This window comes from Photobacterium kishitanii (assembly GCF_003026355.1).
Lineage (GTDB): Bacteria > Pseudomonadota > Gammaproteobacteria > Enterobacterales > Vibrionaceae > Photobacterium > Photobacterium kishitanii.
Genome location: NZ_PYON01000032.1, coordinates 1 through 22,541, shown reverse-complemented (window position 1 = coordinate 22,541; position 22,541 = coordinate 1). Strand labels below are relative to the sequence as shown.

The following is a 22,541-nucleotide window of genomic DNA, read 5'->3' as shown; positions in this document are numbered from 1 at the left end:
TTTATTTGGACAAGGAGAAGTAAGCAATGCCATTACTTGATAGCTTTACTGTCGATCATACCAAAATGCATGCTCCCGCAGTACGGATAGCAAAGACCATGCAAACCCCTAAGGGCGATACTATTACCGTATTTGATTTACGTTTTTGTCGTCCTAATGCTGATATTCTCAGTGAACGTGGTATTCATACGTTAGAGCATTTGTACGCAGGGTTTATGCGTCAGCATTTAAACTCTACCACGGTTGAAATTATTGATATTTCACCTATGGGGTGCCGTACCGGTTTCTATATGAGCTTAATTGGTACGCCAACTGAGCAGCAAGTCGTAACTGCTTGGTTAGCTGCGATGAAAGATGTGTTGGCGGTAGAAACGCAAGAGCAAATACCTGAGCTCAATGAGTATCAATGTGGTACCTATAATATGCATTCGTTGGCTGAAGCAAAATTGATTGCAGAAACGATCATTAGTGCTGGCATTGAAGTCAATAAAAATGACGCGCTTGCTCTGCCTGATGCGATGCTACAACAGTTACAAGTTAAATAACGGCTATGATGTAAGTATAAAAAAAGCCACTCGGAGTGAACAATCATCGAGTGGCTTTTTTATTGTCGCTATTTTTTATGTAACTATTGCGTTAAGGCGTCTTTGATTCTTGTTCGGTATCGGTGTTAGTTTCAGTGTCTATTGTTGCTGCACTATGCATGGGTAATACTTTAACTAACTTAATCATATTGCCTGAAACTTCAATGATTTCCATGTTGTGACCGCTAATATCCACTTTGATATTTTCTTCTGGAATATATTCTAAATGCTCGAGAATAAAACCGTTTAATGTGCGCGGTCCATCTGTTGGTAATTGCCAATTTAAGCTCTTATTAAGATCGCGAATATTGGCGCTACCTTCAATTAATAAACTACCATCTTTCTGTGGGGTAATTTCTTCCGCCAGTGTTGGTGCGATTGAGGTGGTAAATTCACCAACAATCTCTTCAAGAATATCTTCGACAGTAATCAAGCCTTGAATATCGCCATATTCATCGACAATTAGACCAATACGTTCTTTATTACGTTGGAATTTTAATAATTGAATATTTAACGGCGTACCTTCTGGAATGAAATACACTTCATCAGCAGCACGAAGTAGATTCTCTTTACTAAAATCATTTTTATCCATCATTAAACGGTAGGCTTCACGAACACGTAACATGCCGACTACTTCATCAATATTATCGCGGTATAAGACAATTCGCCCATGCGCTGAATGACTTAGCTGACGCACAATAGATTTCCAATCATCATTAACGTTGATGGCTGCAATTTCATTACGTGGGATCATCAATTCTTCAACGGTGACATTTTCTAAATCAAGAATCGAGAGCAACATATTTTGATGGCGGCGCGGGATCAGTGAACCTGCTTCATTAACGATGGTACGTAATTCTTCAGAGTTAATGTTTGAGGCACTGTTAGTATCTTTTTTCACACCAAGGATAAACAAGAAGCCGTTAGTAATCCCATTAACAAACCACACTAATGGGTAGAGTAACTTCATTAAAATATTAAGTAAGATACTACTGGTGTAAGAGACTTTTTCTGGATACAACGCTGCGACTGTTTTTGGGGTAACTTCAGCAAAAACAAGAATAACAATGGTTAAGATAGCGGTTGCGATAGCAACACCGGCATCACCATAGAGGCGCATACCGATAATCGTCGCAATGGCTGATGCGATAATATTTACCAGATTATTACCGATCAGAATTAAACCAAGTAAACGATCGGTACGTGAAAGAAGTTTCTCAACCCGCTGGGCCCCTTTATGTCCTTGGCTGGCAAGGTGGCGCAGTTTATAACGATTGAGCGTCATCATTCCCGTTTCAGAACTTGAAAAGTAAGCTGAAATGATGATCATAAGAGCGAGTAAAGCAAATAATAAGCCTGTGGAAATTTGGTCCAAAAGGGGCAGTCCTTAACAGATTAAGCAAATATTGTTAGTTATTGAATAAACGAACAATAATATATAGAACAGTAGCTATTATAAAAACAAGTGTAGCAATAATTTAAGCTGGTGTGCGTTAACTAGCTACCAATGATAATTTCTTTGACAAACCGACTACCGAAATAGGCTAGTGTTAGTAAAAAAGCGCCGGCTAAACTAAACCAAACTACTTTACGTCCACGCCAACCTTGACGGTAATGACCCCATAACAATACGCTGTAAATTAGCCAAGCAAGCAAGGATAGTATGGCTTTATGGGCTTTGCCTTGAGCAATAATGTCACCAATAAAAAAGTAACCGCTGATTAAAGTGACGGTTAATAAGCTATAACCGACAACAATGATCTTGAAAAGTTGGCGTTCTACCATCATTAATGGTGGAATGTTAGGATTAATCTGTAAGCTTTTTTTATGCTTTAATTTATGATCAAGCCAAGCCAGTTGCAGTGCGTACAAAGTGGCAATCATTAAGGTTGAATATGAGAACAATGCCAGAGAAATATGTACTAAAGCTTGCGGTTGTGCCTCTAAATGAGTAATAAAAGTACCGGGCAGTATAGTTGCTGCAAACAAGTTAATAGCAGCGAAACTGTAAACGACGGGTAGTAAAAACCAGATCCGCATTTTTAACATTGCAACTGTAGTTAAACTGGCAACAATAACGCTTATTAGCGATGCAACGTTAAGGATGCTGAGATTTTGACCTGATGCACCAAGGATAAGATCCTTAAGCAATAGCAGATGCAAGGCAATTGCAATAATGGCGGTAATAAAAACCGGTTGAGTTTTAATGCCGTTATTGTTAGCAAGCCCTGGGACAACAAGCAGTAATGCAATGATATAAAAGCATACTGCAGGGATGGCAATTAACATGTCCATAGTCAACCAGATAGCTCCTTAGTAACGAATAGCTATTTTTAATATGTAGAAGCAGCAATTATACCCTGCTCAAACCTTAGTCGCCAATGTAATCCCAAAAAGAGCTGTGGGTTTACATGAAAGACCAAGCTTTTTTGCGGTATACTTGTAGCAATTTTGATAATTTTGCAATTTTTGATTGAGTTGCGTAACGAGCGAGTAGCACCACATGTTCGAAAATTTAACCGAGCGTTTATCGCGAACGCTTAAAAATGTCAGCGGCCGTGGTCGTCTTACGGATGACAATATAAAGGATACCTTGCGTGAAGTTCGGATGGCATTACTCGAAGCCGACGTTGCGCTACCTGTTGTTCGTGAATTTGTTAAGCGTGTAAAAGAGCGTGCTGTTGGTACTGAAGTATCAAAAAGTCTAACGCCAGGCCAAGAGTTCATTAAGATTGTTCAATCTGAACTTGAAGCGGTAATGGGTGATGGCAATGAAGCGCTTGATTTAAGTTGCCAGCCGCCAGCCGTTATTTTGATGGCAGGCTTACAAGGTGCAGGTAAAACCACCAGTGTTGGTAAACTGGGTAAGCTATTAAAAGAGCGTGATAAAAAGAAAGTATTGGTTGTTTCTGCCGACGTTTACCGTCCAGCGGCAATTAAGCAACTAGAAACGCTGGCTGCTGATGTAGGGGTGGATTTTTTCCCATCATCCGTTGAGCAAAAACCATTAGCGATTGTAAAAGCTGCTTTAGAACACGGTAAAACCAAGTTCTATGATGTAGTGATTGTCGATACTGCAGGTCGTTTGCATGTCGATGAAGAAATGATGGATGAAATTAAAGACGTCCATAAAGCATTAAATCCAGTTGAAACCTTGTTTGTGGTTGATGCCATGACAGGTCAAGATGCGGCTAATACAGCGAAAGCATTTAATGATGCATTGCCTCTAACCGGTGTTATTTTAACCAAGGTTGATGGTGATGCTCGTGGAGGTGCTGCATTATCTGTACGTCACATTACCGGTAAGCCAATTAAATTTTTAGGTATTGGTGAAAAAACTGATGCCTTAGAACCGTTCCACCCTGATCGTGTTGCGTCACGTATTTTAGGTATGGGCGATGTTTTATCGCTAATTGAAGATCTAGAACGTAACGTTGATAAGAAAGAAGCAGAAAAATTAGCCAAGAAATTTAAAGATAAAAAAGGTTTTGATCTTGAAGATTTCCGTAGCCAGCTTCAGCAAATGAAAAACATGGGTGGCATGATGGGCATGCTCGACAAACTTCCAGGTATGTCGCAGTTGCCCGGTGATATGAAAGATAAAGTTGATGATAAAATATTCATGCAAATGGAAGCTATTATCAATTCAATGACCAAGGGCGAACGTGCTCGACCTGAGCTAATTAAAGGCTCACGAAAGAAGCGTATTGCTGCTGGTTCTGGTACTCAAGTACAAGATGTAAATCGATTATTGAAGCAATTTACCCAGATGCAAAAGATGATGAAAAAGATGCAAAAGGGTGGAATGAAGAATATGATGCGCCAAATGAAAGGCATGATGCCTGGTGGCGGCATGTTCCCAGGTCGCTAATAGTTTGATTTTTAATGCTTTTGAAGATTTTATTCTACTTAAACGGCGAAAAAGTAACTAAAGCAGTTGCATTCGCCGCTCCAAAGGGTAAAATTCCGAGGCTTTATTTTGGCACGGACCTCGTTATTATAGCGGGGTCATTTATTTTACAGTAATGCAAAGAGGACGATATGGTAACCATTCGTTTGGCACGTCACGGCGCTAAGAAGCGTCCATTCTATCAAATCGTTGTTGCTGACGCACGTGCTCCACGTGACGGCGCAAACATCGAGCAAATCGGTTTCTTCAACCCACTAGCTAAGGGTCAAGAAGAGCGTTTACGTTTAGATCTAGATCGCGTAAACCACTGGTTAGGTCAAGGCGCTGCGGCGACTGATCGTGTAGCTAAACTAATCAAAGATGCAGCTAAAGCAGCAGCTTAATTAGTACTATTAGGTACAGAGAAAAACGATGAGTGTAAAAAACCAAGACCACATTATTGTCGGTAAACTGGGTGCCACCTACGGTATCAAGGGTTGGCTCAAAGTTTTTTCCTACACCGAACAATCTGAAAGTATTTTTTCCTATACCCCTTGGATGATTAAAATCAAAGGTGAGTGGACGGAAATCCATGTTGAATCATGGAAACGCCACGGCCAAGGTCTTGTTGCTAAGCTAGAAGGCATGGATATCCGCGAGGATGCTCAAGTTTTCACTAATGCAGAAGTAGCAGTTTTGGCTGATCAACTACCCGCACTGTCAGATGAAGAATTCTACTGGCGTGAATTGTTTGGTATGTCAGTTGTCACTACTGAAGGTTACGACCTAGGTAAAGTCACTGATATCCTGGAAACAGGTTCAAACGATGTGTTAGTTGTTAAGGCGAATCTCAAAGATGCTTTCGGACAGAAGGAACGTCTAATCCCGTTCCTCGATGAGCAGGTCATCAAGTTGATTGATCGCACTGCTCAGCGGATCGAAGTTGACTGGGATCCTGAGTTTTAATCCCTGGTAAATAAGTGAGTGAGCATATGTGGGTTGGAGTAATCAGTCTTTTTCCTGAAATGTTCTCTTCCATTACCAATTATGGGGTAACAGGCCAGGCGGTAAAAAAAGGCCTTTTGAGTGTCGATACGTGGAATCCTCGTGATTTTACGCATGACAAACATCGTACGGTGGATGATCGACCGTATGGTGGTGGACCTGGTATGTTAATGATGGTACAGCCTTTGCGCGATGCTATTCACACTGCCAAACAATCTGCAAAAGGTCAGGCTAAAGTAATCTACCTTTCCCCTCAAGGCCGTAAGCTGGATCAAGCTGGTGTTGAGGAGTTAGCGCAGAATGAGAATCTGATTCTTATCTGTGGTCGCTATGAAGGGGTTGATGAGCGCATTATCCAGCAAGAGGTAGACGAAGAATGGTCTATCGGTGATTTTGTGTTAACGGGTGGCGAGTTACCTGCCATGACGCTAATTGATGCAGTGGTTCGGTTTGTTCCGGGCGTACTGGGTGATTTTGCGTCAGCAGAAGAAGATTCTTTTGCAAATGGTTGGCTAGATTGTCCTCATTACACTCGACCTGAATTGTTGGACGGACATGAAGTACCTGCGGTATTAATGTCTGGCAATCATAAAGAGATTAGTCGCTGGCGATTAAAGCAATCGTTGGGCCGTACATGGCTGAGAAGACCAGAGCTCCTGGAAAACCTAGCTCTGACTGACGATCAGGAATTCTTGCTAGCGGAATTTATCCGCGAACATAAAGCAAGCATTTAATTAAATTAGTATCAGTTTATTCTAGGGTATATACCAAATGAGTAACATCATTAAAGCTCTTGAGCAAGAGCAGCTAAAAACAGACCTACCAACTTTCGCACCAGGTGACACTGTTGTTGTACAAGTTAAGGTAAAAGAAGGTGACCGTGAGCGTCTACAGGCTTTCGAAGGCGTTGTAATCGCAATCCGTAACCGTGGTCTACATTCAGCATTCACTGTTCGTAAAATCTCGAACGGTGAAGGCGTTGAGCGTGCGTTCCAAACTCACTCTCCAGTAGTTGACAGCATTACTGTTAAACGTCGTGGTGCAGTACGTCGTGCCAAGTTGTACTACCTACGTGAGCGTTCTGGTAAATCAGCACGTATCCGCGAGAAGCTTACTAAGAAATAATAAGCGTCTGACGTTTATCGAAAAGCCCACCTTTTGGTGGGCTTTTTTTTGCTTATAGAATCGAAACCTCAATGGTTGCTTGAGGTGAGATGAATATTGGCGACATATTCTTCCTCATTCCAGTATATGCGCTCAGCAACTTGTGCTTCAGGGTTAAGTTCAACGTCGCGTAATACTCGTTGCTTAAATTTATGATAACCCGCACGATCAATCAGATGCCCCATATGCAGATAAATGGGCGTACCTTCAAGCATTTCTTTTTCAAATTCAAGTAAGTTACTGATAACCTGATGCAGTACATCTTCTGTTACCCAGTTAAGAAATGTTTTACCTACACGAGGTGTTTTTTTCGAAGTACGACCGCCGAGTTTGACCATGTACAATTGCTTAGGATCACGTTGCCAAGCTAAAGTTGGACACGCAAGTACGCACTCACCACAGCCAATGCATTTACTGATCTCTTTGGTTGCTTTACCATTTTTAAGTGATAGGCAATTAACCGCATGATGTTTGCAAGCTTTAACACATGCACCACAGCCAATACAGCGTGCAGAATTAAAGTTAACTTGTGCGATGCCTATTATGCCAAAGTCAGCCATATTCGCTTTAGCACAATCATTTGGACAACCTGCGAGCACTAACTTTAAGTGGTAAGGTTGCGGATAAATATGGTGTTCTAGTCGTTGTGCTAAACCGGTTGTGTCGGTGTTGGCTTTTTGACAGATACGACTACCTTGGCAAGCAACAATGTTTCGTCCTGCAATACTTTGATAACCTGCTTTAGTATCTTTGACATCAATACCACATAACTCAACCGTAATATCTTTAAGAAACGGCTCTAATGCAGCATTAACTTTGGAAATATTTTGGTAGCGAATACCTGGCATTGCTAGTTTTTGGCGAGTCGTTAAATGGATTGTGCCATTACCGTATTTTTCTGCGATATGCTGTGCCACTGCGAGTAAATATGCAGGCATAATTCCGCCAGGGATACGGACACTGATCATGCACTCACCGCGTACTTTTGAAAGACGATAGTCACCTTGAGCACGTGTTTTAATTATATCTACATCTAATCCCATCATAGCCTCCTAGTCGATCAAATATTCAGCTTCATCAAAACGAAATACAGGGCCATCAATACAAACGTATTTTTCACCCATTCGGCAGTGGCCACATTTACCAACAGCACATGCCATACGGCGTTCATAATCGACCCAGATTTGTTGTTTGGTCAGTCCTTGCTGAAGCAGCGCTTGTACTGCAAATTTGATCATAATAGGTGGGCCTACCACTATCGCTTGTGTATTAGCTAGATCTGAGAGATCCAGTTTATCTATATGCTCAGTAACGACACCCACTTCAAATTCATCATTTGCTTCACCTTGATCTAAGGTGGTGATTAAATGTTGGCATTGACGCCATTGCGGCATTTCATCACGATAAAGTACGGCATCTTGGTTTTTAAACCCTAAGATCATATCCATACCTTTAATTTTTTCTGGCGCTTCGACAAAGTGACGAATTAAGCCTTTAACTGGGGCGACTCCAGTGCCTCCAGCGATGATGATTAAATGGTTATCATGGTAGGATTCAATTGGATAACCATTACCATGTACACCGCGCATCCAAATATTGTCACCGATTTTTAATTGAAATAACTGCTGTGTCACTTTACCGACATTACGAATTAATAAATCAATATAGTTGTCACCACAGTCGGATACTGATATAGGGGCTTCACCAACCATGGGTAATGAAACTTCAACAAATTGACCCAGTTTAGTCTCGAAATTTTTTGCTACGCGGAAATTCCATTCATTGTCAGTGTATTTAATGATATCGAGGATAGGATAAGCATTCGGCATTAAAATATTGTCGTGTGAATGGCAATCATGATGGTGTTCAGGCATTTTCTTGCTCCTGATGCTGGGTTGCGATGTGGTGTTCGACAATATCTGTCATACGGTTAATGATATTGGTGAATGAAATATATTGTGGACAGCGATCATCACAGCGGCCACAACCGACACACATGTGATGGTTTCCTTGACGTGCTTTGTAATCGTTAACTTTGTGTAGGGCACGATAGCGTAGGCGCTCACCTGTTTTTTGACGAAATTTATGCCCACCTGCCATATCAGTAAAATTATCTGTCATACAACTTGCTTGCTGACGTCGACGTTCACCCATTTGAGGGTTTTCATCGTAAGCAATATCAAACACGTTATAACAGCTGCATGTTGGGCAAGAGGTTGTACAGCGGCCACAACCAATACAACGGCTATTATATTCGCCCCAACTGGGGTCATTTTGTAGTATTTGGCGAATTAGCGCGGGATCATCACAAACTTGATCGGGGGTTCGAACGCTGGTGGGATTGGACTGTACAAATTGAGGTTGATAATCACAATGTATGCCAAGCGAGTCAAAATAAGGCTGTAAGCTGGTATCTTTGATATTAAGGTAAGCACCATTATTCCCATCAAACCGAATAGCGGCATCAAATTGGTCAGTCTCATTGGTACCCATAGAGACACAAAAGCAGTTTTCAAAACTGGATTGGCATTCAAGTAATACCAGCTTTAATTTTTTACGCTTAGCTTGGTAGTAATAATCGGCATTACCGCCATTTTGAAGGTACATGTAATCTAAGCGTTCAAGGGCATGAATATCACAAGCGCGTAAGAATAATAAGGTTGGCCTTGCTTCTACCTTTGACTCCCTAAGTTCATTCGCATTGAAATAAAACAGTGTTTCAGTTATCGGTAGTACCACTTCTTTGGGAGAAAAGTGTGACTTTTTATTCCAGACAATTTGATCTATCTGACTAATCGGTTGATAGAGCAGATTATCCGTATGGGCAAAACGGCCTCCCAAATGCTCATAGGCGGGTGCCATTATTCTAAACTCAGGAGCAAGTGCGCAGAACACCTGATTGAGTTCATTACTATCGAGATATTTTTCCATGGTGGATGTCCTTATAACGCTAAGACGTTATTAACAGAATCGGGTATTGAATGGATTTGGTTGGCAAAACGAACGACATCACCGACGACAATCAATGCCGGGCTAGCTAGTGGGTTTAAGGCAAGTTGCTGCGGTAGTTCGATAAGTGTTGAGATAAGGTGAGTATGCTGTGGGGTTGTTCCTTGGCTAATAATGGCCATTGGTGTCTGACTTGAAACCCCTGCTGCAATAAGTTGTTGGGCAATCCATGCGACTTTATGCAATCCCATATAAAAAATTATTGTGTGTTGGAGTTGTGCCAATGTCGGCCAATCAATATCGTAGTCGTTACCATGGGCAGTGATAACCGTGAATCCACGAGATACGTTACGATGAGTGATTGGAATACCACTATAAGCACAGCATCCCATAGCAGCAGTGATGCCTGGAATAACTTGATAACGAATATGATGTTGCTCTAGATAAAGCGCTTCTTCGCCGCCGCGACCAAAGATGAACGGATCCCCGCCTTTTAAACGGCAAACGGACTGACCTTTTAGTGCAAAATCAATCATTAACTGATTAATTGTCTTTTGTGGGGTAGAGCAACAATTAAAGCGTTTACCCACTGCAATGGTATTCGCATGGGTGGGGAATAATGCCACAATTTCTGGAGAGACTAAGTGGTCATATAAAATAACATCAGCATGATTAATGACATTGAGTGCTTTGATTGTTAGTAGCTCAGGATCACCAGGGCCAGCTCCGACTAACGACACTATTGCGGTATCATTTTCGTTAATATTGTGAGGTACAATATTATTTGTAGGTGTTTTTTCCATTATTAAGCTCTATAAAAAGAACGTTATTTTTATAGGTTAAAGAATGATTGAATGTTTAGAAATTCATTATTTTTGACTATCTAGTTAGATTATTTTTAACCGAAAAGTTGTTTGGTTTTGGTTTGATTAACATCAATAAATGGTCAAATAAAAACCAACACGAATGTTGGTTTTTATCGGTGATAATTTTATCTTAGCTTTTTGATGATAGCGGGGTCTTGGTTTGAGCTACCTCATCGGCATCAATATCAATCACGCCTTTACCTTGTGATTTTTTGATGATCATTATGGTGATAAATCCGGTCGCAATCATTGCTACAATTGTCGATACCGTCATCGGTAAACCAAATCCCAGTTGATCATTATTAAGAATGAAACAGATACAAACCGTGGTCATAAACATTGCTGGAATGGTGGCTACCCAATGTAATTTATCAAGACGTAGTAAATAAGCAGATGCTGTCCATAACATCATTACCGCCGTCGTTTGGTTTGCAAAACCAAAGTAACGCCAAATAATTGCGAAATCGACCTGAGTAAGAATGGCACCTAAAACAAACAGTGGCATTGCCATTAATAGGCGATTACGTAATGGTTTTTGATCCATATTGAAATATTCAGCCAAAATTAAGCGACTTGAACGGAAAGCGGTGTCTCCTGAGGTAATCGGTAAAATAACGACGCCAAGGAAGGCAATAATGCCACCAAAGACGCCTAATAATCCAAATGATGAGCTGTACACCACATTACCAGGGCCACCGTTGGCTACTGCTTCAGATAACGCTTCAATTGAGCCAAAGAATGATAAAGCCAATGCACACCAGATTAAGGCAATAATGCCTTCCCCAATCATCGCTCCATAAAAGATAAAGCGGCCGTTTTGTTCGTTTTCAATGCAACGAGCCATTAATGGTGATTGAGTGGCATGGAAGCCTGAAATAGCGCCACATGCAATGGTAATAAATAGTGCTGGCCATAATGGTAAGTCATTAGGGTTCATGTTAGTGAACATATGACTCATCTCAAAACCGCCTAATAATTGGTGTTCATCTGAAATGCCAATGGCTGTAATGAGCCCTACTGACATGAAAATCAGTAATGCGCCAAAGAATGGGTAAAAACGACCAATGATTTTGTCAACGGGAACAATGGTTGCCAGAATATAGTAACCAAAAATAATCACTACCATGGTGGTCATTGATACGTTGAGGCTCGTTTGATCATTAATTAGGTTAGTGATCATTCCCGCTGGTGCTGATACGAATACAACCCCAACCAGTAGTAACAGTACGATAGCAAAGATGTTCATAAAATGTTTTGCACCGTTACCCAAGTAGCGCCCAGTCAATGTTGGTACTGATGCTCCGCCGTTACGAACAGAAAGCATGCCAGAGAAGTAATCGTGTACTGCTCCTGCAAAAATACAGCCTAATACAATCCATAGCATTGCTGCTGGACCGTATAGTGCCCCCATAATTGGACCAAAGATCGGTCCAACTCCAGCAATATTTAATAATTGAACCAAATAGACTTTGCTGTTGGACATTGGTACGTAATCAACACCATCTTGTTTGGTATAAGCAGGAGTTTGGCGATTGGTATTAATACCAAATACTTTTTCAACAAAACGCCCATAAATAAAATAACCACCAATTAAGGCTGCTACACAGAGTAAAAACCACGCCATTTATATTCTCGCTATGCAATATTATGATTTAAAAAGAATCGCATTATTTCAATTGGCGGCTAGTGTAGTAGTTTCAATTTTTTGCTTCTTAAGATAATGTTACATATGTGATATGCATTAGTGTTCAATAATAACTTCTATCGATATTTGTTAATATAAGCACACTTTTAATGTGGTATAGATATTGATGTGATTTTTAACAGGAGATGCGAATGATTAATAAAGCCTTATTGATAGTGCTATTGCTATAAAATGAAGTTTGTAAACTATTTTTTACAAATGGAATTTTATGTTTACAAGTTGTTGCAATAGTGGCGGTGCAATTGTTATGTTGATGGAAGAATATCTATTACTTGCAGGGATGACCCATGGAAAAAGATGGCTTAAACAATATTCATATTGCAGAAGAATCAGTATTAATCACGCCAGCGCAACTGAAACAAAAAATGGCAGTATCAAAAACAGCATTGGCATTTATTGAGCAGTCACGTCAAACAATCGCTGACATCATTCATCAACGGGATCACCGTTTATTAGTCGTGTGTGGACCTTGTTCCATCCATGATGTTGAACAAGCTAAAGCGTATGCTAAAAAATTAAAACAACTCGCCACTGAGCTTGATGATCAACTTTATATCGTGATGCGGGTTTATTTTGAAAAACCGCGTACGACGGTGGGTTGGAAAGGGTTAATCAATGATCCTTACCTTGATGGTTCGTTTGAAGTTGAAGAAGGTTTACATATTGGTCGGCAATTACTGATTGATTTGGTTGAAGCGGGTATTCCTGTTGCGACTGAAGCCCTCGATCCTATTAGTCCTCAATATTTGGGGGATTTATTTAGTTGGGCAGCTATTGGCGCGCGCACGACCGAATCACAAACTCATCGTGAGATGGCGAGTGGACTATCAGTACCTGTTGGCTTTAAAAATGGTACTGATGGTAGCTTAGCAACGGCTATTAATGCGATGCAGGCTGCAGCTTCTGGGCATAAATTTATGGGAATAAATCCTGATGGCCAAGTGGCATTGCTCGCGACGCAAGGCAACCCTGATGGTCATGTTATTTTGCGTGGCGGTAAACACACTAATTATGATTCAGTATCAGTTACAGAGTGTGAGAACGAAATGGTTGCATCCGGTCTTACACCTTCGTTGATGATTGACTGTAGTCATGCTAACTCTTTGAAAGATTATCGTCGTCAGCCATTAGTGGCAACGGACGCTATTCATCAGATTCGAGAAGGTAACCGTTCTATTATCGGTTTAATGATTGAAAGTCATCTTAATGAAGGTAATCAAAGTGCAGATTTACCGTTGCAAGATATGGCATACGGAGTGTCAATTACTGATGCGTGCATTAGTTGGGACACCACTGAACAATTATTACGTAAAGCTCACCAAGAATTAGTGCCATTTTTACAAAATAGAATTAAATAGCCCTTTGCACTATAGTTGCAGTTGGATAAATACGGGTGTCAAAAGTCATGGTTGCTGAGTTAAGCATATTAAGAGATCAAATCGACGATGTTGATCGTCAAATGGTGGATTTATTAGCGCGCCGTTTAGCGTTAGTTGAACAAGTTGGGGTGGTTAAAAGTCAGCATGGATTACCTATTTATGCCCCTGAGCGTGAAGCTGCGATGTTGGCCTCTCGTCGTCAAGAAGCGGAATCAAAAGGTGTTCCAGCAGATTTAATTGAAGATGTATTAAGACGAACGATGCGAGAGTCGTATTCGAGTGAAAATGATTCAGGTTTTAAGTGTCTTAATCCTCAATTACGCCCAATCGTCATTGTTGGTGGTCACGGGCAATTAGGACAGCTATTCCAACGGATGTTTGAGTTATCAGGCTATCAGGTGCGTATTTTAGGCCGTGATGATTGGCATCGTGCTGATGAGATATTGCATGATGCTGGTATGGTGGTTGTTTCTGTACCAATCCATATGACAGAAGCAATCATTGCTAAGCTAGATCAACTGCCTAGTGATTGTATCCTGACCGATCTTACCTCAGTTAAAAGTGGTCCATTGCAAGCCATGTTAGAGGTTCATCAGGGGCCAGTCGTGGGTTTACATCCGATGTTTGGTCCTAATATTCCAAGCTTAGCCAAGCAAGTGATTGTTTATACTGATGGCCGTAATCCTGAAAGTTATCAATGGCTATTAGAGCAGTTTCAGATTTGGGGGGCATCATTAAATCGTATTAGTGCGATTGAGCATGATCAAGGTATGACCTTAATTCAGGCTTTACGTCACTTTACTTCGTTTGTTTATGGGGTTCATTTAGCTGAAGAGGATCCCCAAATAGAACAGCTAATGTCATTAAGTTCACCGATTTATCGGTTAGAATTAGCGATGGTTGGGCGTCTATTTGCCCAAGATGCACAGTTATATGCCGATATTATTATGTCTGCACCTCAGAATTTAGCGATGATTAAACGTTTTCATCACCGGTTTGGTGAGGCGATTGAAATGTTAGAGCGCCAAGACAAAGAGGCCTTTAAACAAGCTTTTTGTCAGGTAGAAAGTTGGTTTGGTGATTATGCCCAATATTTTTTAGTCGAGAGCCAGGGACTATTGAGACAGGCGAATGATTCAACGCAACGAAAATAAAGCATTTTAAGCTCGATAAGCTGATGATAAAAAGCCCACTATCAATTAATGGTAGTGGGCTTTTTAATTGGTGTCATAAACGATTGTTGTCGCTGATGTTAGTCAATGAACTCAACTTCAGTAGGAGTGACATTTTCACTAGGATAGCAGCCTAATACTTTAATAAAGCGGGTTAAGCGGGTGAGTTCGTCTAATACTTGCTGCATGACTGGATCTTTTAAATTAATTTCGACATCGACATAAAACATTTCTTCCCATGGATTACCGATAACTGGGCGAGATTCAAGTTTAGTCATATTGATGTTGGCATTGCGCAGCACTAATAAACACTCGACTAATGAGCCTGCAGCTTGTGCTGTTGACATGATTAATGTTGTTTTAGCAGGAATAAGCGAAGTGACGCTAACCGGTTTACGAGCAACGACGATAAAGCGAGTGAAATTTTCTTGTTGATTAGCAATATTGGTTTTTATTGGGGTTAAACCATAGATTTCACCGCTAGAAGCATTACCAATTGCGGCAATATTGGGCTGTTTAAGTTCTGCGACAGTCAACATTGCATCGGCGGTACTTGAGCAATATTGCTGATTAATTTTTCCCATACCGTGTAAGAACTCACTGCATTGTTGGTGAGGTTGTGGGTGTGAGTAAAGGGTATCAATCTGTTCGAGTTGGGTATCTACTGCGGTTAATAAGCAATGCTCTATTGGTTGAGTAATTTCCCCTACAATCGATAAACTGGTGTGTTGCAATAGGTCGTAGACTTCATTGATTGAGCCTGAACTGGTGTTTTCTATGGGTAATACACCATAATCAGCATGGCCTGTTTCGACCTCATTCACAATATCTCGAAATGAAGAACAGCTTATTTCAACTAACTGGGTTTGTTTACGACTAAAATAATTGCGGCTGGCAAGGTGTGAATAAGATCCTTTGGAACCTAAAAATGAAACACGTGCTGTCGGCAAGGCATTTTCTGGATTAACTAATCGCTGTAAATAAGCTTGTTGATATAGGACTGAATCTTCAATAATGGTGTGAAAAAGTTGGGTAACGTATGACGGATCAAGTTGATGCTCTTTACCTGTATCAATAAGACGTAACAGCAATGCTTGTTCACGGGCTTGATCGCGTACGGGTTTAGCGGTACTTATTTTACTCTTTGCGACTTCAAGGCTTAACGTGCGGCGCTCAGCTAAAAGAGCTAACAGTGTATTGTCGATACGAGTGACATTACGACGAATATCATCTAATGAGTAAGGTGTGTTATCGGTCATAGCGATCCCTATTATGATCGGCTTTCTTGAATATGAAAGCAGCATATTATCGTGTTGGCATTGCAATCCACATTAGGCAGGGTGTGTTTTTTTGTCAAGCACAAAGCAAACAGCCCTGCATCGGCAGGGCTGTTTTAAATCCTCTTAATCGTTAACGATTAAACTTCATCAAATTCTACTTCGTCATCATATTCAGCGGCATCTTCAGCTTCTGCCTGTGTTGGTTTCTCACTATGACTAGCACGACGTGCATTTGGTTTATGAGCTTGTTTCTTCAGTTGGCGATCTAATTTTTGATAAAGGTCAGTGATCGCACCAAACAAGTCTTCATGCTCTGCAGAAGCAACAAGTTGTCCTCCAGCAATGCTAACAGAAGCTTCAATTTTAAATAGCTTGCTTGGTTCTTTACTAATCATAATGTGTTTTTTGATTAGTGGTACCTGAAGTTTCTCTAACTTATTGAATTTAAATTCAAAACGCTCACGGATAGCCGGGGTGATATCGATGTTCTTGCCAGTGATTTCTAATGTCATATTTATCTTCCTCGTTTGCTACCCTTCGTTGGGTTAAGTTCAGATTACTAAAAATACCAACTTATAATGTGATCTGTATCACACTATTGCTGTTAGTGATTTTTGAACAAAAAAAATGTGACCAAAGTGGGTTTGTTGCAAAAAAGTTTCTAAAAAATGCTTGAGCTTTACTCATTAATTAAGGCAGTATGGAAAAAGATAATTGCTGGTGGCTGGTGCTAACTAGGGAATAAATACGTTTTATTTCAAGTTGTTGAGCGTTTTTTGTTCGTGAGAGTAGTTATTGCTTTCAAGGTGCTATTCATTGAAGTAAATAATTGTCGTTAACATAATTCATAAAAATGGCAGCTCAATGAGCTGCCATTTTTTTATTACTGTATTTCAATGATGTTATTTTACTGGGTTAAGTTTAATCATCGCTTCAGTACGTGAAACTTCTTTATCCAGTTTTAATTTAGCATAAGCTGTTTTTTCAAGTAGTAGTGATTTACGCGCAGCACTTGTGTCTGGGTATAAACGTTGTACTTGTTGGCAACGATTGATAGCTGCAATCCATGCTTCACGGCGGACATAGAAGTCAGCAACAGCAAGATCATATTCAGCAAGTTGGTTTTTCAAAAAAACCATGCGTGCTTTCGCATCTGCGTCATACTGACTATTAGGGAAGCGCTCAAGTAAGTACTTAAAATCGCGGAATGCTTGGCGTGAAGGGGTTGGATCACGATCAAAACGATCAATATTGAACATGTCATGCATAAAGCTACGATCTTGTGCCATATGCGTTAACCCACGCATATAGATAACCCAATCAGCTTGTGGGCTGGTTGGATTTAAGCGTAGAAAACGTTCAATTGTTGCTTGCGATAACGCTAAATCATCATTTTTATAGTAGGCATAGATCAAATCTAATTGCACTTGATCTGAGTAAGCACCAAATGGATAACGTGAATCCATTGCTTCTAGGCGCTCTATAGCATTATTCCAATTACCGCTCTGCAGTGCTTGCTGGGCAGTAGAATATAAGTCTGATGGTGGAACATCAGGAATGACTTTCTCAGTACTGGAACAGCCTGAAAGCAAGGCTACAGCAAGAAAAGTCGATATTGTCAGGCGTTTCATTACGGCGTCAGTTTCCTTGATAAAAATTTTATTTTGCTCGATCCATTACGGACTGAGCCGTTAACAGATACAATGACATTATATTAGTTTACATCAAGCATCGTTTTATTAAGCTTGGTACATTTTACGCAGCGTATGGCAATTAGTCTCACGCTTTTTAAAAAAGTTCGTTATGGCACAGCAAATAGAATTAACAAATACAGTTAGCGAAAGCCAACTAGGTAAGCGCCTTGATCAGGTTATTGCTGAATTATATCCCGATTATTCCCGCTCTCGTATCAAAGAGTGGATCCTAAAAGACATGGTTTCAGTCAACGGTAAAATTGACAATAAACCACGTTCAAAAATGATGGGTGGCGAAGAACTTTTCATTCAAGCTGAAATTGAAGATGAAGTTCGTTGGATCGCGCAAGATATCCCACTTGATATTGTTTACGAAGATAATGATATTCTCGTAATCAATAAACCACGTGATTTTGTGGTTCACCCAGGAGCTGGTACACCTGATGGTACAGTGTTAAATGCACTATTACATCATTACCCAGCATTGGCTGAAGTGCCACGTGCAGGTATCGTGCACCGTTTAGATAAAGACACTACAGGTTTAATGGTAGTGGCTAAAACTATTCAGGCACAAACACGTTTAGTACGCGCACTACAAAAACGTAAAATCACTCGTGAATATGAAGCCATTGCAATTGGTCAAATGACCGGTGGTGGTACGATTGAGAAACCAATTGGCCGCCATGCAACCAAACGTATTTGTATGGCCGTTCATGAATTGGGCAAAGATGCGATCACTCACTACCGTGTAGCTGAACGCTTCCGTGAACATACTCGTATTGTGTTACGTCTAGAAACTGGTCGTACTCACCAAATCCGTGTGCATATGTCATACATGAGCCATCCGTTGATTGGTGATGTGATTTATGGTGGTCGTCCGCGCCCGCCGCGTAATGCATCTGATGAATTTATTCATGCATTACGTTCATTTGATCGTCAAGCATTGCACGCTCGTATGTTGCGTCTATCACATCCAATAACGGGTGAGTTAATGGAATGGCATGCGCCATTACCTAACGACATGGTAGCGATGATTGATATTCTACGTAAAGACAACGCTGAAAATAACGAAGATATCTATTAATGCGAACCATTATTCCTAACTGGCCAGCTCCAGAAAATGTATTAACGGTCAGTACGACCCGTTTTGGCGGTGTCAGTTCAGCACCCTACGATGCACTTAATTTGGGATTGCATGTTGGGGATGATGTAAGTTCCGTGCTGACAAATCGCCAATTGCTGAAACAGCATTGTTGGTTAACGGCAGAACCTGCATGGTTAAATCAAATTCACAGCCCTATTGTGATTGATTTAACTGCACCGTTAACCGAGGCTATTGACGCTGATGGTAGTTTTACTCGTGTGCCTGGCTTAGCCTGTGCCATCATGACGGCTGACTGTTTGCCTGTTCTCTTGTGTAATAAGCAAGGTACCGAAGTGGCAGCTGTTCATGCTGGGTGGCGAGGACTTGCTGCTGGAGTGATTGATAATGCTATTGCTAAGTTTACCTGTCCTGCGGCTGATATTATGGTGTGGATGGGACCTGCAATTGGTCCAACGGCGTTTGAAGTTGGTAGTGAAGTTCGTCAACAATTTATTGATGTTGACGCCAGTGCCGTGGATGCATTTGTCGCTCAAGGTGATAAGTGGTTAGCGGATTTATATTTATTGGCACGCCAACGATTACAACAGCACGGTATTGACGCTATTTATGGTGGCGAACACTGCACCTTTAATGATGATAAATTATTTTATTCTTATCGTCGTCAAGCGGTTACCGGACGCCAAGCTTCATTGATTTGGTTGCGTTAATTTTATAGTGATCGTCACAAATAATAAGCGGGTATATTAGTTAATAATATACCCGCTTTTTTTGCAGCATTATTTTGCGCTTTAATAGCCTTGAAAAACCACCACCAACTACCATATAACTAGTAACAGGTTATTAAATTTATTATTGGGGGACCTATGCGTCTTGACCGATTTACGAGTAAATTCCAAGCAGCAATTTCTGATGCACAGTCATTAGCATTAGGACGTGATCATCAATATATCGAACCTGCTCATCTAATGGTGGCGTTATTAAACCAAGAAGGCAGCACCGTACGTCCTTTACTAACCCTTTTGAATGTAGATTCTACTCAGTTGCGTTCACGCTTGGGTGAGATATTAGAGCGTATTCCAAAAGTGACCGGTATTGGTGGTGAGGTTCAGTTATCCAATAGTATGGGTACATTACTTAATATGTGTGACAAGCTGGCACAGAAACGTAATGATAAATTTATTTCCTCTGAATTATTTATCTTAGCTGCCGTTGATAACGATAAAGGCCCTTTAGGGGATTTATTACGTGAACTAGGCTTAAAAGCGGATCAGATTGGTAAAGCGATTGATCAAATTCGTGGTGGTCAGAAAGTTGATGATCAAAATGCCGAAGAAAATCGTCAAGCATTAAGTAAATACACCATTGATTTAACTGAGCGTGCAGAACAAGGTCGGTTAGATCCTGTGATTGGCCGTGATGATGAAATTCGTCGTACTATTCAAGTATTGCAACGCCGAACTAAAAATAACCCAGTGATCATTGGTGAACCTGGGGTTGGTAAAACTGCAATTGTTGAAGGTTTAGCACAACGTATCGTTAATGGTGAAGTACCAGAAGGTTTACGCGATAAGCGCGTTTTATCATTAGATATGGGGTCATTGATTGCTGGTGCTAAATTCCGAGGTGAATTTGAAGAGCGCCTAAAAGCAGTATTGAATGAGCTATCTCAAGAAGATGGTCGCGTGATTCTATTTATTGATGAAATCCATACCATGGTCGGTGCTGGTAAAGGCGAAGGCTCAATGGATGCGGGTAACATGCTTAAGCCTGCTTTAGCACGTGGTGAACTTCATTGTGTTGGTGCGACAACCTTAAATGAATACCGTCAATATTTAGAAAAAGATGCCGCATTGGAACGTCGCTTCCAAAAAGTGCTGGTGGATGAGCCAAGCGTTGAAGATACCATTGCCATTTTACGTGGTTTAAAAGAGCGTTATGAGCTTCATCATCATGTAGAAATTACTGATCCTGCGATTGTTGCAGCGGCGACGCTATCACATCGTTATATTTCAGATCGTCAATTACCAGATAAAGCAATTGATTTGATCGATGAAGCGGCTTCAAGTATTCGTATGCAAATCGATTCTAAACCAGAATCAATGGATCGTTTAGAACGCCGAATTATTCAATTAAAGATTGAACAGCAAGCATTAGAAAAAGAAAGTGATGATGCAAGTCAAAAACGCCTAAGTAACTTACTTGAAGAGTTAGATATTAAAGAGCGTGAATATTCTGAACTTGAAGAAGTTTGGAATGCAGAAAAAGCGTCATTGTCAGGTACTCAGCATATTAAAACTGAGCTTGAGCAAGCACGTACTGATGTTGAAATCGCACGTCGTGCTGGCGATTTAAATCGAATGTCAGAATTACAGTATGGTCGTATCCCTGAACTTGAAAAGCAACTTGATTTAGCTGCTCAAGCTGAAATGCAAGATATGACATTACTTAAAAATAAAGTAACGGATGTTGAAATTGCTGATGTACTTTCTAAAGCAACAGGTATTCCAGTAGCGAAGATGCTTGAAGGTGAGCGTGATAAGTTAATGCGGATGGAAGATGAATTGCATAATCGTGTAATTGGTCAAGAAGAAGCCGTTGAAGCCGTTGCAAATGCTATCCGTCGTAGTCGTGCAGGTTTATCTGATCCACAACGACCAATTGGTTCGTTCTTATTCTTAGGCCCAACGGGTGTTGGTAAAACAGAGCTATGTAAGTCACTCGCAAACTTTATGTTTGATAGCGAAGATGCAATGGTTCGAATTGATATGTCTGAGTTTATGGAAAAACACTCAGTGGCACGTTTAGTGGGTGCGCCTCCAGGCTATGTTGGTTATGAAGAAGGTGGTTATTTAACCGAAGCTGTGCGCCGTCGTCCATATTCAGTTATTTTGCTTGATGAAGTAGAAAAAGCGCATCCGGATGTATTTAATATTCTGTTGCAGGTATTAGATGATGGTCGTTTGACTGATGGTCAAGGTCGCACGGTTGATTTCCGTAATACGGTGATCATTATGACCTCGAATTTAGGCTCAGATCGTATTCAAGAACATTTCGGCAGTTTGGATTACGAAGGCATTAAAGCATTAGTGATGGAAGTGGTTGGTCAACATTTCCGTCCTGAGTTTATTAACCGCGTTGATGAGACAGTAGTGTTCCACCCATTGGGTAAAGAGAACATTAAGCATATTGCTTCTATTCAGATTGCGCGCTTAGAAAAACGTTTAGCAGAAAAAGATTTTGAGTTAGATGTAGAAGAGAGTGCTTTAGAATTGATTTCAGAAGCGGGGTTCGATCCTGTGTTTGGTGCTCGTCCATTAAAACGCGCAATACAGCAATATATTGAGAATCCATTAGCACAAGATTTGTTATCCGGTAAATTTATGCCAGGTAAACCAATTATCTTATCTGTAGTCGACGATAAGATTGTTGCTAAACAAGATTAATCAGAAATAGCGTTCTAAAATAACCAATAAACGCCTTAGCTGTAATGAGCTAAGGCGTTTTTTTGTGGGTGAAATCAGCCTTAGCTAACACGTATTTATAATGAAAGCTGTTTTATTTGTCACAAAATGGAGTTATGGGTTAATGATTGAGCGAACAGAAAAAAATGATAAAAATAAGGTTGTCAGCATCAAAAATCTCCCTATAATGCGACCTCACTGACACGGACAACGGCGCAAGCGGTTACCGAAAGTCAGTACGTTCTTTAACAATTTGACCATGCAATCTGTGTGGGCACTCACTGAATA

The 22,541-nt window shown here is 40.7% G+C and carries 21 protein-coding genes; 11 read left to right on the top strand and 10 right to left on the bottom strand.

Annotated elements, in window-relative coordinates; all coding sequences use genetic code 11:
- Window positions 1-26 precede the first annotated feature (26 nt).
- Complete coding sequence (luxS, locus tag C0W29_RS20790) at window positions 27-545, top strand: S-ribosylhomocysteine lyase (RefSeq protein ID WP_045043986.1); 519 nt, start codon at window positions 27-29, stop codon at window positions 543-545.
- 91 nt (window positions 546-636) lie between these two features.
- On the opposite strand, the gene C0W29_RS20785 is transcribed toward luxS, so the two are convergent.
- Together C0W29_RS20785 and C0W29_RS20780 are read right to left on the bottom strand one after the other, a co-directional pair.
- Window positions 637-1,959 (bottom strand): HlyC/CorC family transporter, encoded by a 1,323-nt coding sequence (locus tag C0W29_RS20785; RefSeq protein WP_045043987.1) that lies wholly within the window; start codon window positions 1,957-1,959, stop codon window positions 637-639.
- 122 nt (window positions 1,960-2,081) lie between these two features.
- The gene (locus C0W29_RS20780) at window positions 2,082-2,879 is read right to left on the bottom strand and encodes a cytochrome C assembly family protein (protein ID WP_036793351.1); all 798 of its coding nucleotides are present in this window, start codon (window positions 2,877-2,879) and stop codon (window positions 2,082-2,084) included.
- Window positions 2,880-3,087: 208 nt separating this feature from the next.
- Between C0W29_RS20780 and ffh the strand changes: the two genes are divergently transcribed.
- From ffh to rplS, 5 genes are all read left to right on the top strand, one after another.
- Window positions 3,088-4,455, top strand: a complete 1,368-nt coding sequence (gene ffh, locus C0W29_RS20775; RefSeq protein ID WP_045043988.1) for a signal recognition particle protein — start codon at window positions 3,088-3,090, stop codon at window positions 4,453-4,455.
- 170 nt (window positions 4,456-4,625) lie between these two features.
- Window positions 4,626-4,877, top strand: coding sequence for a 30S ribosomal protein S16 (gene rpsP / locus C0W29_RS20770; RefSeq protein ID WP_036793353.1), 252 nt, complete (start codon window positions 4,626-4,628; stop codon window positions 4,875-4,877).
- Window positions 4,878-4,905: 28 nt separating this feature from the next.
- Window positions 4,906-5,439, top strand: a complete 534-nt coding sequence (gene rimM, locus C0W29_RS20765; protein WP_036793354.1) for a ribosome maturation factor RimM — start codon at window positions 4,906-4,908, stop codon at window positions 5,437-5,439.
- Between the two features lie 26 nt (window positions 5,440-5,465).
- A complete protein-coding gene (trmD, locus tag C0W29_RS20760; RefSeq protein WP_036793355.1) occupies window positions 5,466-6,212 on the top strand; it encodes a tRNA (guanosine(37)-N1)-methyltransferase TrmD in 747 nt (248 codons plus the stop codon).
- Window positions 6,213-6,249: 37 nt separating this feature from the next.
- Window positions 6,250-6,603: a 50S ribosomal protein L19 gene (rplS, locus tag C0W29_RS20755; protein ID WP_036793356.1), complete on the top strand. Its 354-nt coding sequence runs from the start codon at window positions 6,250-6,252 to the stop codon at window positions 6,601-6,603.
- 68 nt (window positions 6,604-6,671) lie between these two features.
- Here rplS and asrC read toward each other — a convergent pair whose 3' ends face one another.
- The 5 genes from asrC to C0W29_RS20730 form a co-directional block, all read right to left on the bottom strand.
- Entirely contained in the window at window positions 6,672-7,685 is a 1,014-nt protein-coding gene (asrC, locus tag C0W29_RS20750; RefSeq protein WP_036793357.1) for a sulfite reductase subunit C, read from the bottom strand.
- A 9-nt stretch (window positions 7,686-7,694) separates the two neighbouring features.
- Window positions 7,695-8,516: an anaerobic sulfite reductase subunit AsrB gene (asrB, locus tag C0W29_RS20745; RefSeq protein ID WP_036793358.1), complete on the bottom strand. Its 822-nt coding sequence runs from the start codon at window positions 8,514-8,516 to the stop codon at window positions 7,695-7,697.
- Window positions 8,509-9,573 carry an anaerobic sulfite reductase subunit AsrA gene (gene asrA, locus C0W29_RS20740; RefSeq protein ID WP_036793359.1) on the bottom strand — a complete coding sequence of 355 codons (1,065 nt, stop codon included), beginning with the start codon at window positions 9,571-9,573 and terminating at the stop codon, window positions 8,509-8,511. The genes asrB and asrA overlap by 8 nt, the downstream gene beginning before the upstream one ends.
- An 11-nt stretch (window positions 9,574-9,584) precedes the next feature.
- Window positions 9,585-10,394 carry a uroporphyrinogen-III C-methyltransferase gene (gene cobA, locus C0W29_RS20735; protein WP_080888958.1) on the bottom strand — a complete coding sequence of 270 codons (810 nt, stop codon included), beginning with the start codon at window positions 10,392-10,394 and terminating at the stop codon, window positions 9,585-9,587.
- A 193-nt stretch (window positions 10,395-10,587) separates the two neighbouring features.
- Window positions 10,588-12,081, bottom strand: coding sequence for a carbon starvation CstA family protein (locus C0W29_RS20730; RefSeq protein WP_045045443.1), 1,494 nt, complete (start codon window positions 12,079-12,081; stop codon window positions 10,588-10,590).
- 368 nt (window positions 12,082-12,449) lie between these two features.
- Between C0W29_RS20730 and C0W29_RS20725 the strand changes: the two genes are divergently transcribed.
- Complete coding sequence (locus tag C0W29_RS20725) at window positions 12,450-13,520, top strand: 3-deoxy-7-phosphoheptulonate synthase (RefSeq protein WP_036793361.1); 1,071 nt, start codon at window positions 12,450-12,452, stop codon at window positions 13,518-13,520.
- Between the two features lie 47 nt (window positions 13,521-13,567).
- Entirely contained in the window at window positions 13,568-14,695 is a 1,128-nt protein-coding gene (tyrA, locus tag C0W29_RS20720; RefSeq protein ID WP_045045447.1) for a bifunctional chorismate mutase/prephenate dehydrogenase, read from the top strand.
- Window positions 14,696-14,793: 98 nt separating this feature from the next.
- On the opposite strand, the gene pheA is transcribed toward tyrA, so the two are convergent.
- The 3 genes from pheA to bamD all read right to left on the bottom strand — a co-directional run bounded on the left by pheA (window position 14,794) and on the right by bamD (window position 17,624).
- A complete protein-coding gene (pheA, locus tag C0W29_RS20715; protein ID WP_036793362.1) occupies window positions 14,794-15,972 on the bottom strand; it encodes a prephenate dehydratase in 1,179 nt (392 codons plus the stop codon).
- 158 nt (window positions 15,973-16,130) lie between these two features.
- Window positions 16,131-16,505, bottom strand: a complete 375-nt coding sequence (hpf, locus tag C0W29_RS20710) for a ribosome hibernation-promoting factor, HPF/YfiA family (protein WP_036793363.1) — start codon at window positions 16,503-16,505, stop codon at window positions 16,131-16,133.
- A gap of 390 nt (window positions 16,506-16,895) precedes the next feature.
- Window positions 16,896-17,624 (bottom strand): outer membrane protein assembly factor BamD, encoded by a 729-nt coding sequence (bamD, locus tag C0W29_RS20705; RefSeq protein WP_036793364.1) that lies wholly within the window; start codon window positions 17,622-17,624, stop codon window positions 16,896-16,898.
- Window positions 17,625-17,796: 172 nt separating this feature from the next.
- On the opposite strand from bamD, the gene rluD reads away from it, so the two are divergent.
- The 3 genes from rluD to clpB all read left to right on the top strand — a co-directional run bounded on the left by rluD (window position 17,797) and on the right by clpB (window position 22,235).
- Complete coding sequence (rluD, locus tag C0W29_RS20700) at window positions 17,797-18,771, top strand: 23S rRNA pseudouridine(1911/1915/1917) synthase RluD (protein ID WP_036793365.1); 975 nt, start codon at window positions 17,797-17,799, stop codon at window positions 18,769-18,771.
- Complete coding sequence (gene pgeF, locus C0W29_RS20695) at window positions 18,771-19,499, top strand: peptidoglycan editing factor PgeF (protein WP_045045444.1); 729 nt, start codon at window positions 18,771-18,773, stop codon at window positions 19,497-19,499. Before rluD ends, pgeF begins: the two co-directional genes overlap by 1 nt.
- A gap of 156 nt (window positions 19,500-19,655) precedes the next feature.
- On the top strand, window positions 19,656-22,235 hold the full coding sequence (gene clpB, locus C0W29_RS20690) for an ATP-dependent chaperone ClpB (RefSeq protein WP_036793367.1): 2,580 nt from the start codon (window positions 19,656-19,658) through the stop codon (window positions 22,233-22,235).
- The last annotated feature ends 306 nt before the right edge of the window (window positions 22,236-22,541 follow it).

What these genes read in the sequence shown, in the direction of transcription:
- luxS (WP_045043986.1), top strand. Translation starts at nt 27, where the DNA reads ATGCCATTACTTGATAGCTTTACTGTCGATCATACCAAAATGCATGCT.
- C0W29_RS20780 (WP_036793351.1), bottom strand. Translation starts at nt 2,879, where the DNA reads ATGGACATGTTAATTGCCATCCCTGCAGTATGCTTTTATATCATTGCA.
- ffh (WP_045043988.1), top strand. Translation starts at nt 3,088, where the DNA reads ATGTTCGAAAATTTAACCGAGCGTTTATCGCGAACGCTTAAAAATGTC.
- rpsP (WP_036793353.1), top strand. Translation starts at nt 4,626, where the DNA reads ATGGTAACCATTCGTTTGGCACGTCACGGCGCTAAGAAGCGTCCATTC.
- rimM (WP_036793354.1), top strand. Translation starts at nt 4,906, where the DNA reads ATGAGTGTAAAAAACCAAGACCACATTATTGTCGGTAAACTGGGTGCC.
- trmD (WP_036793355.1), top strand. Translation starts at nt 5,466, where the DNA reads ATGTGGGTTGGAGTAATCAGTCTTTTTCCTGAAATGTTCTCTTCCATT.
- rplS (WP_036793356.1), top strand. Translation starts at nt 6,250, where the DNA reads ATGAGTAACATCATTAAAGCTCTTGAGCAAGAGCAGCTAAAAACAGAC.
- asrC (WP_036793357.1), bottom strand. Translation starts at nt 7,685, where the DNA reads ATGGGATTAGATGTAGATATAATTAAAACACGTGCTCAAGGTGACTAT.
- asrB (WP_036793358.1), bottom strand. Translation starts at nt 8,516, where the DNA reads ATGCCTGAACACCATCATGATTGCCATTCACACGACAATATTTTAATG.
- asrA (WP_036793359.1), bottom strand. Translation starts at nt 9,573, where the DNA reads ATGGAAAAATATCTCGATAGTAATGAACTCAATCAGGTGTTCTGCGCA.
- cobA (WP_080888958.1), bottom strand. Translation starts at nt 10,394, where the DNA reads ATGGAAAAAACACCTACAAATAATATTGTACCTCACAATATTAACGAA.
- C0W29_RS20730 (WP_045045443.1), bottom strand. Translation starts at nt 12,081, where the DNA reads ATGGCGTGGTTTTTACTCTGTGTAGCAGCCTTAATTGGTGGTTATTTT.
- C0W29_RS20725 (WP_036793361.1), top strand. Translation starts at nt 12,450, where the DNA reads ATGGAAAAAGATGGCTTAAACAATATTCATATTGCAGAAGAATCAGTA.
- tyrA (WP_045045447.1), top strand. Translation starts at nt 13,568, where the DNA reads ATGGTTGCTGAGTTAAGCATATTAAGAGATCAAATCGACGATGTTGAT.
- pheA (WP_036793362.1), bottom strand. Translation starts at nt 15,972, where the DNA reads ATGACCGATAACACACCTTACTCATTAGATGATATTCGTCGTAATGTC.
- hpf (WP_036793363.1), bottom strand. Translation starts at nt 16,505, where the DNA reads ATGACATTAGAAATCACTGGCAAGAACATCGATATCACCCCGGCTATC.
- bamD (WP_036793364.1), bottom strand. Translation starts at nt 17,624, where the DNA reads ATGAAACGCCTGACAATATCGACTTTTCTTGCTGTAGCCTTGCTTTCA.
- rluD (WP_036793365.1), top strand. Translation starts at nt 17,797, where the DNA reads ATGGCACAGCAAATAGAATTAACAAATACAGTTAGCGAAAGCCAACTA.
- pgeF (WP_045045444.1), top strand. Translation starts at nt 18,771, where the DNA reads ATGCGAACCATTATTCCTAACTGGCCAGCTCCAGAAAATGTATTAACG.
- clpB (WP_036793367.1), top strand. Translation starts at nt 19,656, where the DNA reads ATGCGTCTTGACCGATTTACGAGTAAATTCCAAGCAGCAATTTCTGAT.